The sequence below is a fragment of the Bradyrhizobium forestalis genome (assembly GCF_002795245.1).
In the GTDB taxonomy this organism is placed as follows: Bacteria; Pseudomonadota; Alphaproteobacteria; order Rhizobiales; family Xanthobacteraceae; genus Bradyrhizobium; species Bradyrhizobium forestalis.
Map to the genome: position 1 here is coordinate 1 of NZ_PGVG01000078.1, position 12,531 is coordinate 12,531.

The following is a 12,531-nucleotide window of genomic DNA, read 5'->3' on the forward strand; positions in this document are numbered from 1 at the left end:
CGGGCTTCTCCACCGCGGCCGCCATCACCTCGGTGTCGGGGCGCGGCGTCGGCATGGACGTGGTGCGCACCAATATCGACCAGATCGGCGGCACCATCGACATCAAGAGCGTGGCCGGTGAAGGCTCCTCCGTCACCATCAAGATCCCGCTGACGCTCGCCATCGTCTCCGCCCTGATCGTCGAAGCCGCCGGTGATCGTTTTGCGATCCCGCAGCTCTCGGTGGTCGAATTGGTCCGGGCCCGCGCCAACTCCGAGCACCGCATCGAGCGCATCAAGGACACCGCGGTCCTCAGGTTGCGCAACAAGCTGTTGCCGCTGATCCACCTCAAGAAGCTCTTGAAGATCGACGACGGCGCGGCCTCCGATCCCGAGAACGGCTTCATCGTGGTGACCCAGGTCGGCAGCCAGACCTTCGGCATCGTCGTCGACGGCGTGTTCCACACCGAAGAGATCGTGGTGAAGCCGATGTCGACCAAGCTGCGTCACATCGACATGTTCTCCGGCAACACCATTCTGGGCGACGGCGCGGTGATCATGATCATCGACCCCAACGGCATTGCCAAGGCGCTCGGCGCCGCCGGCTCCTCGGCCCATGACATGGGCGACGAAGCCGCCGGCCATCACATCGGAAGCGGCGAGCAGACCACCTCGCTGCTGGTGTTCCGCGCCGGCTCGTCGCAGCCCAAGGCGGTCCCGCTCGGCCTCGTCACGCGCCTGGAAGAGCTGCCGGCCGACAAGATCGAGTTCTCCAACGGCCGCTACATGGTGCAGTACCGCGAGCAGCTGATGCCGCTGGTCGCCATGGAAGGCGTCACCATTGCCAGCCAGGGCGCCCAGCCGATCCTGGTGTTCGCCGACGACGGCCGCTCCATGGGCCTCGTCGTCGACGAGATCATCGACATCGTCGAGGAACGGCTCAACATCGAGGTCGGCGGCTCCTCCTCCGGCATTCTCGGCTCGGCCGTGATCAAGGGCCAGGCCACCGAGGTGATCGATGTCGGCCACTTCCTGCCGATGGCGTTCGCCGACTGGTTCACCCGCAAGGAGATGAAGCCGTCGATGCACTCGCAATCGGTGCTCTTGGTCGACGACAGCGCGTTCTTCCGCAACATGCTGGCGCCGGTGCTGAAGGCGGCCGGCTACCGCATCCGCACCGCGCCGACCGCGCAGGAGGGCCTCGCCGCGCTGCGCGCCCAAAACTTCGACGTGATCCTGACCGACATCGAGATGCCCGACATGAACGGGTTCGAGTTCGCGGAAGTGATCCGCTCCGACAACAACCTCGCCGCGACGCCGATCATCGGCCTCTCGGCGCTGGTGTCGCCGGCGGCGATCGAGCGCGGCCGCCAGGCCGGCTTCCACGACTATGTCGCCAAGTTCGACCGTCCCGGCCTGATCGCGGCGCTGAAGGAGCAGACCGCGGGCGCCGCCGGCGCCTCCGAGCTGAGCCGGGCCGCGGCGTAACCTTTAGCGGGATGGATCAGGAGCGACACCGATGAGCAACAAGACCCAGTCCAGCGAAGGCGCCATGGTCGAATACGTTACCGCGATGATCGGCGGCCAGCTGTTCGGCCTGCCGATCTCCCGCGTCCAGGACGTGTTCATGCCCGAGCGCGTCACCCGCGTGCCCTTGTCCTCGCGCGAGATCGCGGGCGTCTTGAACCTGCGCGGCCGCATCGTCACCGTGGTCGACATGCGCTCCCGCCTCGGCCTGCCCAGGGACGAGGACGGCAAGACCCCGATGGCGGTCGGTGTCGACCTGCGCGGTGAATCCTATGGCCTCTTGATCGACCAGATCGGCGAGGTGCTGCGCCTGCCCGAGGACGGCAAGGAGGAGAACCCCGTCAACCTCGACCCGCGCATGGCCAAGCTCGCCGGCGGCGTCCACCGCCTCGACGGCCAGCTCATGGTCGTCCTCGACGTCGATCGCGTCCTCGAGCTCGAAACCAAAGTGCAGATGGCAGCGTAAGCCAACGAAAACATCGAAGCCGGAGAACCACAATGAAAACGTGTTTGGTCGTCGATGACTCCAGCGTCGTACGCAAGATCGCGCGTCGGATCCTGGAGGGCCTGGAGTTCGAGGTCACCGAGGCCGAGGACGGCTCGAAGGCGCTCGAGATCTGTCAGCGCAAGCTGCCCGATGCCGTGCTGCTCGACTGGAACATGCCGGTCATGGACGGCTTCGAGTTCATGGGCCACATGCGCCGCCTGCCCGGCGGCGACCAGCCGAAGGTGGTGTTCTGCACCACCGAGAACAACGTGGCTCATATCGCTCAGGCGCTCTCTGGCGGCGCCAACGAGTACATCATGAAGCCCTTCGACAAAGACATTATCGCCGACAAGTTCGCTGAAGTTGGTTTGATCCCGGTCGGACAAGCCATGGTCTGAGTGTGTCTGGCCCAAACTGTTTGGGCCAGAGTGTTCCAGTACAGCTTTCTGAGAGGCCATCCGTGACCCCGACCGAGTATGAGTACCTGCGTAAGTTCCTGAAGGATAATTCCGGTCTCGACCTGTCCGCAGACAAGCAATACCTGATCGAAAGCCGCCTGCTGCCGCTCGCCCGCAAGGCGGGACTCTCCGGTATCGCCGAGCTGGTGCAGAAGCTGCAAGGCGGCTCGCGCCAGCTGATCACCGACGTGGTCGAAGCCATGACCACCAACGAGACCTTCTTCTTCCGCGACAAGGTCCCGTTCGATCATTTCCGCGACCACATCATGCCGGAGGTCATCAAGGCGCGCGCCGGCAAGCGCAACGTGCGCATCTGGTGTGCCGCCGGCTCGACCGGCCAGGAGCCCTATTCGCTGGCGATGTGCCTGAAGGAGATGGGCGCGGCCCTCACCGGCTGGCGCGTCGAGATCATTGCGACCGACCTGTCGCAGGAGGTGCTCGAGAAGGCCAAGGCTGGCGTCTACAGCCAGTTCGAGGTGCAGCGCGGCCTGCCGATCCAGATGCTGGTGAAGTATTTCAAGCAGACCGGCGAGACCTGGCAGATCAATCCCGAATTGCGCGCGATGATCCAGCATCGCCAGCTCAACCTGCTGCACGATTTTGCCCAGCTCGGCACCTTCGACGTCATCTTCTGCCGCAACGTGCTGATCTATTTCGACCAGGACACCAAGATCAACATCTTCAACCGCCTGGCGCGCCAGATCGAGCCGGACGGCTTCCTGGTGCTGGGCGCTGCCGAAACCGTGGTCGGACTGACCGATACGTTCAGGCCGCTTCCGGAGCGGCGCGGCCTCTACAAGCCGAACGACCCGCGCGCGGCACCGGCCAAGCCGGTTCTCGCCGCTGCGGCGCCGCCGCGCATGGCGGCGATGGCGGGACGATAAGCATGGCTGAGGATGGCAAGGGCGCGGAGCGCGTGACGTTCAGTCGAGGTTATGATGTCTGCATCATGGCCATCGACGGCACCTGGCGGCGCGACTGCAAGCTCAACGCGATCTCCGACACCGACGCCATTCTCACGGTGGAGGGCTCGATCCAGGGGTTGAACCTGAAGGAGTTCTTCCTGCTGCTGTCGTCGACGGGCCTCGCCTACCGTCGCTGCGAGCTGGTCCGCGTCAATGGCGCCGAAATGGACATCCAGTTCCTGCGCGGCAAGAACAGGAAGAAGCGCGGTACGGCCGGCGGCCATGACGCCGCGGCGTGATCTGGCCGCGGTCGTCGCCGCTCTTTCCGATACGTTGCTTCACAATTGCTGAAAATATCCGAATCAATTGGCCGCATCAGCTTTACGCGGCCTAAGCGCGAGCCGTGTATCGATTGATGGTCTCAATCTCAGGATACGGCAATGCCCAGAAGTTCTCTTTCCCCCATCCCGTCAAACCTGCCCGACGTCGCCGAGCGGCGTGCGCTTCAGCTCCTGGTGGTCGACGACGACGCCACGCAGCGCCGCCTGATCACGGTCGCCGCCAAGCAGGCCGGCCACGAAGTCACCGTGGCGCCATCCGTGGCGGACGCGATCGAGAAGCTCCGCGCTGCGCGCTTTGACTGCGTGACGCTCGATCTCGTGCTGGAGGATGGCGACGGCATCGACGTGCTGCGCGAGATGGCGAGCGCGAAATTTGCTGGCTCCGTGATCGTCATCAGCGGCATGGACGGCAAGCGCCGCAGTGCCGCCCGCAGCTTCGCCCGTTCCGTGGGGATCGAGCTTCAAAGTCTGCCGAAGCCGCTGGATCTCGCGGCTCTGCGCATCAGCCTCGCCAATCTCGGCAAGACCGCGATGGGGCTGCCGGCGATCCACACCTGGGGTGGTGTCGCCAACGACGCGATCGTGGAACGGCACCGCGCTTAAAGCGCGGAGCTGCCATGCGATCGGACGCGGTCACCCGCCGCGCTACCGGATTCCGACAGGCATTGCAGGGCGTGGCCGAGGCCCGCCCGGCAGGCGTTGAGGGCCGCGTTCGCGGTGGCATAACGGGGCGTGACGTCGTCGAGCAAGGAGACCTCCGCGGAACCTTCCGGATCGCTGCCGTGTTCTTGATCCAAGGCTGCATCCATGGCTGCGGCGATCCGGCGCATGCTGGTCTCGATCTGTGCGATCAGCAAGCGAAGGTCCGCCGCAATCAGCTCGCGGCTCGCGACTTCGGGCGTTGCGACAAGAGGCGGCGTATCGGCCAAATTTGGCATGGATATTCTCCGTCACCTGCAATTAGGCGCCATGCCGCTACTTGTGCGTTAAGTCCATGTCCCGTACAAATACGGGTGGGCCGAATCCGCGCCGAGCGCCATAACGGTTGGCGCGGACGCGAGTCCTTCATGCCAACCGGATGTGGCACATGGCCGAACAAAGCTCTCGCGGTGAAATCTTCGTGGTCGACGACGATCCTGCCGTTCGCGACACCTTGTCGATGGTGTTGAAGGCGGCGGGCTATGAGGTGATCTGTTTTGCGGACGGCGCAGCGCTGCTTTCCGTCGCGCGAAACCGCACACCGGCTGCGATCCTGCTCGACGTGCATATTCCCGGAAAGTCGGGTCTCGACATCCTGAAGGAGTTGCACGGCGAGGACTATCCGGCGCCGATCTTCATGATCTCCGGGCAAGGCGACATCGCGATGGCGGTGGGCGCGATCAAGAGCGGCGCGCTCGACTTCATCGAGAAGCCGTTCCGCGGCAGCGAGATCGTCGGCCGGCTCGACGAGGCGATCGGCGCCTATGCACGCAGGCAGGCGGAGAACGCGTCTCCGAAATTCGGCTCGCTGCATTTCCCCGGACGCGAGCCGTTGACGCGCAGGGAGCGCGAGGTGCTGGAGCAGTTCGCCTCCGGCGCCTCCAACAAGGAAGCCGGCCGCACGCTCGGCATCAGCCCGCGCACAATCGAGGACCACCGCGCCAACATCATGAAGAAGCTCGGCGCGCGCAACGCCGCCGATCTGATCCGCATCGTGATGACCGCGGCCCAGCGCGCGTCGTAAAATGGTCTCGTGCCCCGGACGTGGTGCATCATGAAATGATGCGCCGCTGAGCCGGGTCCCATCTCTCCAACTCCACGGCTCAAAGTTCTGGGTCCCGGCTCTGCGTCGCAGCGTTGCACGCTGCGCCTTGTCCGGGACACGAGATCGCGCCTTACGCCTGCAGCGCCTTGCGGATGATCCGCGCCAGATCCGATTTGCGATAGGGCTTCGCGAGCAGCAGAACACCCGAATCCAGCCGGCCGTGGTGGATGATCGCGTTTTCTGTATAGCCTGACGTGTAGACCACCTTGAGATCGGGGCGCGTCTTCTGAAGCGCGTCGGCGAGCTGCCGTCCGTTCATCTTGCCGGGCATGATGACGTCGGTGAACAGCAGCTCGAACGGCTTTCCGGCGGCGACGATCGCGAGCGCCTCCGCAGCATTGGCGGCCTGCAAGGTGACGTAACCCAGCGAATGCAGCTGCGCCAGCACGTAGCCGCGCACCAGCCGGTCGTCCTCGACGACGAGGATCGTCTCGTGTCCGCCCTCGATCGTCGCGGGCGTCACGCCCTCGCCGACCGCTGTCGGCGTCTTGCCGGGCGGCAGATACATCTTGATCGTGGTGCCGTGGCTCTCCTCACTATAGATCTTGATGTGACCTGCGGACTGCTTGATGAAGCCGTAGACCATCGAAAGCCCGAGCCCGGTGCCTTTGCCGGGTCCCTTCGAGGTGAAGAAGGGGTCGAACACCCGCGCCAGCATGCTGGATGGAATGCCGGTGCCGGTATCGCTCACGGCGATCAGCACATAGTGCCCCGGCGGCACATCGTTCGCGCTGGCATACGCCTCGTCGAGATAGGCGACGCCGGTCTCCAGGATCAGCTTGCCGCCGCCGGGCATGGCGTCGCGGGCATTGAGCGCGAGGTTGAGGATCGCGGTGGTGAGCTGGTTGGGATCGACGATCGCGACGCAATTCTCGTCCTCGAACACCGATTCGATCTGGATCTGCTCGCCCAGCGTCGGCCGCAACAGTTTCGCGGTGTCGACGATCAGCGAGTTGATGTCGATCTCGCGCGGCTGGAGCGGCTGCTTGCGCGCGAAGGCGAGCAGGTGCTGGGTCAGATCGGCGCCGCGCGCGGCGGCCTCGTCGATCATCTTCGTAATGGCCGCGAGCTGCGGCTCCTTCGCGACCGCCTCCGCGAGAATCTCGATCGTCCCGGTGATGACGGTGAGAATGTTGTTGAAGTCATGCGCCACGCCGCCGGTCAACTGGCCGACGGCCTCCATTTTCTCGGCATGGCGGATGCGCTCCTCGGCGGCCATCTTGTCGGTGAGGTCGCGGATGAACCCGTTGAACACAAAGCCATCGCGGCGTTTCAGCTCGGTAATGCTGAGTTCGACCTTGATAGCGGTTCCGTTACGGCGCTGGGCCTCGATATCGAAACGGCGGCCGAGGATTGCGGCTTCTCCGGTCGCCAGGAAACGCTCCATGCCGGTCTTGTGTGCGGACCGCTGAGCTTCCGGTATGATTAATGTGGTGAGCTTCCGGCCGATCGCCTCGCTACGAAGCCAGCCAAAGATTCTCTCGGCCTGCGAGTTCCAGTCCAGTATCGTTCCGGTTTCGTCGATTTGCACAAAACCATCGAGCGAGGTCTCGACGATGTTGCGGGCAAGCCGCTCGCTTTCGCGCAACGATTCCTGCGCGAGCCGCGCTTCGGTCATGTCGCGTCCGGCAAAGAAGAAGCGATGCGCCGGCTCGGACCAGTTGCCGAGCCAGGACAGCCAGACCTCGTGGCCGCTCTTGTGGAAGCAGCGGGTGTCGGCGAGCTTGATGCACTCGCCGCGACGCATCGCGCGCATCTCGGCGCGGCACGGTTCCAGATGATCGGGATGAATGAAGTCGGCGCCGCTGCGGCCGATCATCTCGTCCGGCCGATAGCCGAGAATGGTCTCGCTGCTTGGGCTGATCTGCGCGATATGGCCCCGCGCATCCATGATCATGATCAGGTCCTGCGATGTCTCGAAGATCTGTCGCCGCTCCTCGAGCTGCTGCTGCAGCGCCCGCTCGGCGCGCCGCGCCTCGGTCAGGCTGCGCGCGCTCCCGGAGGCGCCGATGATCTCGCCCGAGGGTCCCTTGATCGGCGACAGGCCGAGCGAAATCTCGACCGGCGTTCCGTCCTTGCGCAGGCGCACCGTCTCGAAGCGCTCGATCGGCTCGCCCCGCGCGATCCGCCGCAGATAGTCCTTGCCATGCTCGCGGCGGTCGGGCGGCACAATGATCGCCGTCGGCTTGCCGATCGCCTCATCCGCCGTATAGCCATAAAGACGCTCGGCGGCCGGATTCCAGCCCGTGATGATCGCATCGAGCGTCTGCATCACGATCGCATCGTCGGACGATTCCACCGCGGCACTGAACAAGTTCTCGCGCGCCGCGTGATGGCTTCGCGCGGCCTCGGTGCGGCGATGCTCCTCGACTTCGCGTTCGAGCGCGGCTGTTTTCGCCCGGGTTTCCTCGACCATCTGGGCAAAGGCCCGTGCCAGCACGCCGGTCTCGCCGCTGGCATCGACGGGTATGTCCGCCGGCCGGCCGCTGCCGATGGCCTGCACTGCCGCGGTCAGGCGCCCGATCGGGCGGGTCAGCGAGCGCGCCAGCAGCACCGCGAGCGCGGCCGCGGCGAGAACGGCAAGCACGCCGACGAGCAGGGACGTCTTTTGAATGGCGGCCGGCACGCGGCCGAAGACGGACGGGGGAATGGTCACGATGATGGCGACCCATTCCTTGCCCGCAAGCAGTGCCGGCGCGATGGCCGCGCCGCTCGGCCGGCCCGACTCATCGGCCGTGAGCCGCGTGGCTACGTCCGACGTGCCAGCCAGGGCCGAGAAGAATGGAAAATCCTTGCGCCAATCGGTGGGATGGCCGCGCAACGAGCCGAATTCCCGTGTGCGGTCGGGATGGACGAGATAGTCGCCGCGCGAATTCACGACGTAGAGCTCTCCTCCCGAACTCCTGGTCGAGCGGATGCGGTCGAGCGCCGGGCGCATGTCGATATTGGCGATAACGATTCCGAACGGCTTGTTGTCCGGCGTGAACAGGGGCGTCGCGACGCGAAGAGTCGGAACGTGCGGCTCCGTGGTCCCGCCCTGCCGCGTGGCGAGATCGACGGGCGAAACATAGATCTCGCCCGGCGCCAGCCGTATCGTTTCCTGGAAATAGGTTCGCTCGCCTTTGCCCTCCAGTTCGCCGTCGGGGACGATCCGGGCCGTTCCATTCGGCCCGGAGCGGTCGACGCGGACCAGCTCGCGCTGGTTATCGTGGAGACCGATGATTCGAAACTGTCCATAGCTGGGCTTGGCATCGATCTCGGCCGCAAGCCGCGCCGCGATGCGCTCGCGCCAGGTTTTTTCAGAGACGCCGTCGGAAGCGTCGATTCCTCCACCGAGGTGAGCGCGGATCAGGCCGTTGATTGCCGCGGCGGAGCGATAGCCGGTCAAATCGCCGCGAGCGCCGGCGACGTAGGATTCGAGATTGGCTGCCAGCAGGCGCGACTGGGCTTCGACCCGCTCCAGGACCCGCGGAATGACGGCCTGGGTGGTGTTGCGATAGCCGAGCCATCCGACTGCGGCCACGGTGACCGCCACCAGCAGGATCATCGCGATGGCCAGCCGCGTTGCCAGCGTCGTTGCAAGCCTCATCGGGGTATTCGCAGGAATGGCCGTATCGCCGTGCCATTTCCGCCTTGGAGCAGAGGAGGTGTTCTTGTCATCGGCGGCCGGAGCGGACATCGGACCCCTCCGGCTCGCCCGCCTTCAGGCAACCATCGACCACGGCAAGCAGTGTGTCGGGTCGGAACGGCTTCTGCAAGCTTGCTACCGCGCCGAGCTTGGTCGCCATCTTCAGGAAGTCCGGCTCCGCATAGGCATCCGGCGTGATCGAACGGCCGGAGATGACGACGATCGGAATGGCCGGGGCAAGCGCCCGAATGTGACGCATCGTCTCCAGTCCGTCCATGCCGGGCATGAAGATGTCGAGAAACAGCAGGTCGAACTGGCTGGCCTCGAACAACGCCAGTCCCTTGCGGCCATCGCCGGCGACCGTCACGTGATGACCAGCCCGTTCCAGCAGCAGCCGAATGGTGACCTGTACGGCCGGATCGTCATCCACGATCAGGATGTTGGCCACGTCTGAAATCCTCCGAGGTCGGATGGGAATGCCCCAGCGACCGCAAATCAAGCCATAAAATACGAAACTGTTGCGCGGATTCCGCTCGGCCTGCAAGCACTTCGCGTTCCCCCTTGCGATCTGGGCCGGGCGGTGCCCCTCAGCCGGTGTCGTCATTATGCACGCTCCCGTGCACATGCCGTCGGCCTTGCAGCAGCTTCCGGGCCACTACGGCAGCTAGAACTATTGTTCCCGCCGTAGTTGCACGGGGTCTGGAGTTCACTGAGGATTAAAGGGGCCGGATCAGGATCGGCATCAGTTCCAACAGTCAATTGTCATGGGTCGCATTGCCGACGTTCGGACATCCAGCGACTCCGCCGATTAGATGAAATCAATACGAGACACCTTCATGCTCAAATCGATCACGAACACGGGAATTCGGACCCGGCTGCTCGGCGGCTTTGCCCTGATCGGTATCCTGCTTGCGGCAACCGTCATTTACACCGTCACCGCAGTCTCGGATATCTCCTCGCGCATCAAGACGGTCGTGGACCGGCGGACGCCGGTCGCGATCGCCAGCACCGAGCTGGTCGGCAATCTCTACTCCACGCTTTCGACGCTGCGTGGATATCTCCTGACCGGCGACGCGCAGAGCAAGCGCGACCGGGCGGCGGTCTGGGCCGAGCTCGATCGCACCATCGCCGCCGTCGATCGCATAGCGGATGGCTTTTCCAGTCCGCAGAACGAGACCAATTGGAGCGAGGCGAGGGCGCTGATCGCGGAATTCCGCCAGGCCCAGGACAAGGCCGAATCGGCCGCCTTCACCCCTTCGGCCTATCCGGCGGGCGAATTGCTGACGAAGGAAGCCGCGCCACTGATTGCGGCCATGTTCGCCGAGATCACCGGCATGATCGACGAGGAGGAGGGGCTGGAGGCGACGCCGCAGCGCAAGCGACTGCTCAAGACCTTCGCCGACGTGCGCGGCAATCTGGCCGCCGCGGGATCGCAATTGCGGCTCTACGTGGCCTCGGGCGAGGCCGCCGACCGTGACAAGTTTGAAAAGCCGCTGGCGACCTTCAGGGCCGCGCTCGCATCGGTCGGCACCCAGGCGGATCTGCTCACCGAACGGCAGGCGACCGCTTATCGGGCTATCGCCAAGGCGAACGAGGCCTTCACCCCGCTGCCGCAGAAAATCTTCGCGATCCGTCAGACGCCGCAATGGAATATGCCGGTGTTCATCCTGTCCAGCGAGGCGGCCCCGCGCGCGGCTCGCATCCTCGATCTGCTCGACGGTCGCAAGGACGCCGACGGCAGGCGCTCCGGCGGTCTCAAGAGCGACCAGCAGTCGATGCTCGCAGGGGACGCCCGCAATGTGGCCGACGCGGTCGAGAGATTGCTGCTGCTGCAATGGATCCTGCTCGCCGCGGGGCTTGCGCTCGCCACAGTGATTGCGATCCTGGTTGCGCGCTCCATCACCCGTCCGATCGTCGAGCTCGTGGGCGATTCCGCGCGCCTGTCCGGCGGCGACACCAGTGTCGAGTTCAGGACGGCCGAGCGCGGCGACGAGATTGGCGTGGTGTCGCAGGCGGTCGCCAAATTCCGCGACAATGTGATCGCCCAGCAGCAGGCGGCGGCGTCTCTCGCGCGCGAGGCGGAGGCGCGCGAAGCGGCCAACCGCAACATGGAGGACGCGGTCGACGAATTTCGCGCGACCTCGCACGATCTGCTCGCGCTGGTCGGCGAGAATGCGGGCACCATGCGGCAGACCGCGGAGAGCCTCGGCGGCATCGCCAATCATGCGACGAGCCAGGCCGCGTCCGCGGCGACCGCCTCCGAGCAGACCGCGGTCAACGTCCAGACCGTCGCCGCCGCAGCCGAGCAGCTCGCGAGCTCCATCGTCGAGATCGGCCGGCAGATCGAACTGTCCAACAAGACCGTGCGCTCCGCGGGCGAGGTGACCGCGCGCTCGGAGAGCGAGATCGAAGGGCTCGCGCACGCCGCGCAGAGCATAAGCTCGGTAGTCGACCTGATCCAGGCGATCGCGGCCCAGACCAATCTCCTGGCGCTCAACGCCACCATCGAGGCTGCGCGCGCCGGCGAGGCCGGTCGCGGCTTTGCCGTGGTCGCGTCCGAGGTCAAGGCGCTGGCCGATCAGACCCGCAATGCGACGCAGGAGATCGCCCAGCACGTTGCCGCGATCCAGAACTCGACCGGCAGCGCGGTCGCCTCGGTCAAGGAGGTCGCAACCGCCATGCGCCGGATCGACGAGGTGACCGCGGCGATCGCCAGCGCCGTGGAAGAGCAGGGCGCGGCGACGCGTGAGATCTCGCAGAACGTCCAGATGGCGGCGTCGGGAACGCAGACGCTGGCAAGCAGCATCGGCACCGTCTCCGGCGCCATCGCGGAAACCAACCGCTCGGCCGACGACGTGATGGGCGCCGCGAACCACGTCTCGGGGGCGGCCGAACGCCTCGCCACCGAGGTCCAGGCCTTCTTCGTCAGGCTGCGCAATGGCCCGATGGACCGCCGCAAGAGCGGCGATGCCGATTATCGCGGGCAGGAGCGGCGCAGCGTTCGCGACGCGGCCTAGAACGGAATGGCTCCGGGTTGAATCGATTGTCGCGGGCTCGTTCACCTCTCCTGCTTGCGGGCAGGGCTATCGCATTTGAGAGCTTTTCTCTGCTGCCATCCTTCGAGACGCCCGCTTTAGGCGGGCTCCTCAGGATGAGGGCGGAGTGTGCGGCAGCAGTTTCAACGGGTACTGAGGCCGATTAGCCTCATCCTGAGAGCGTGAGAATCTTTTGGCAGCATTTGCCACAGAGGCGAAGCTGTGATTCGATCGCATGGCGCGAAGCAGGGGCTGATGATGGCTGACGAGCAGTTGTTCGAGGGGTTACCCAAGCAGGAAGGACCGCAGGCCGAGAGGCGAGGTGCGCTGCGACTGCGGGTGCCGGAACGCAGTCAGATCGGCATGCA

The 12,531-nt window shown here is 65.2% G+C and carries 11 protein-coding genes; 8 read left to right on the plus strand and 3 right to left on the minus strand.

What is annotated here, in order from left to right; translation table 11 throughout:
• The 6 genes from CVM73_RS37930 to CVM73_RS37955 all read left to right on the plus strand — a co-directional run.
• On the plus strand, nucleotides 1-1,466 hold a 1,466-nt coding region (locus tag CVM73_RS37930; RefSeq protein ID WP_146006737.1), incomplete at its 5' end, for an ATP-binding response regulator.
• A 31-nt stretch (nucleotides 1,467-1,497) separates the two neighbouring features.
• Nucleotides 1,498-1,971 (plus strand): chemotaxis protein CheW, encoded by a 474-nt coding sequence (locus CVM73_RS37935; RefSeq protein ID WP_100236820.1) that lies wholly within the window; start codon nucleotides 1,498-1,500, stop codon nucleotides 1,969-1,971.
• Nucleotides 1,972-2,003: 32 nt separating this feature from the next.
• Nucleotides 2,004-2,390 (plus strand): response regulator, encoded by a 387-nt coding sequence (locus CVM73_RS37940; RefSeq protein ID WP_027577509.1) that lies wholly within the window; start codon nucleotides 2,004-2,006, stop codon nucleotides 2,388-2,390.
• Nucleotides 2,391-2,452: 62 nt separating this feature from the next.
• Nucleotides 2,453-3,334 (plus strand): CheR family methyltransferase, encoded by an 882-nt coding sequence (locus CVM73_RS37945; protein WP_100236821.1) that lies wholly within the window; start codon nucleotides 2,453-2,455, stop codon nucleotides 3,332-3,334.
• A gap of 2 nt (nucleotides 3,335-3,336) precedes the next feature.
• Entirely contained in the window at nucleotides 3,337-3,654 is a 318-nt protein-coding gene (locus tag CVM73_RS37950) for a hypothetical protein (protein ID WP_027577507.1), read from the plus strand.
• A 141-nt stretch (nucleotides 3,655-3,795) separates the two neighbouring features.
• Nucleotides 3,796-4,299, plus strand: a complete 504-nt coding sequence (locus tag CVM73_RS37955) for a response regulator (protein ID WP_100236822.1) — start codon at nucleotides 3,796-3,798, stop codon at nucleotides 4,297-4,299.
• Here the strand turns inward: CVM73_RS37955 and CVM73_RS37960 are convergent.
• Nucleotides 4,296-4,634 (minus strand): hypothetical protein, encoded by a 339-nt coding sequence (locus CVM73_RS37960; RefSeq protein ID WP_100236823.1) that lies wholly within the window; start codon nucleotides 4,632-4,634, stop codon nucleotides 4,296-4,298. The genes CVM73_RS37955 and CVM73_RS37960 overlap by 4 nt on opposite strands.
• A 149-nt stretch (nucleotides 4,635-4,783) precedes the next feature.
• Here CVM73_RS37960 and CVM73_RS37965 point away from each other — a divergent pair, with 149 nt between their 5' ends.
• Nucleotides 4,784-5,419: a response regulator transcription factor gene (locus CVM73_RS37965; protein ID WP_091897867.1), complete on the plus strand. Its 636-nt coding sequence runs from the start codon at nucleotides 4,784-4,786 to the stop codon at nucleotides 5,417-5,419.
• 151 nt (nucleotides 5,420-5,570) lie between these two features.
• Here the strand turns inward: CVM73_RS37965 and CVM73_RS37970 are convergent, their stop codons facing one another.
• Nucleotides 5,571-9,179 carry a PAS domain S-box protein gene (locus CVM73_RS37970; RefSeq protein WP_100236824.1) on the minus strand — a complete coding sequence of 1,203 codons (3,609 nt, stop codon included), beginning with the start codon at nucleotides 9,177-9,179 and terminating at the stop codon, nucleotides 5,571-5,573.
• Nucleotides 9,157-9,576, minus strand: coding sequence for a response regulator (locus CVM73_RS37975; protein WP_100236825.1), 420 nt, complete (start codon nucleotides 9,574-9,576; stop codon nucleotides 9,157-9,159). The genes CVM73_RS37970 and CVM73_RS37975 overlap by 23 nt, the downstream gene beginning before the upstream one ends.
• A gap of 388 nt (nucleotides 9,577-9,964) precedes the next feature.
• Here CVM73_RS37975 and CVM73_RS37980 point away from each other — a divergent pair, with 388 nt between their 5' ends.
• On the plus strand, nucleotides 9,965-12,145 hold the full coding sequence (locus CVM73_RS37980; protein WP_100236826.1) for a HAMP domain-containing methyl-accepting chemotaxis protein: 2,181 nt from the start codon (nucleotides 9,965-9,967) through the stop codon (nucleotides 12,143-12,145).
• The last annotated feature ends 386 nt before the right edge of the window (nucleotides 12,146-12,531 follow it).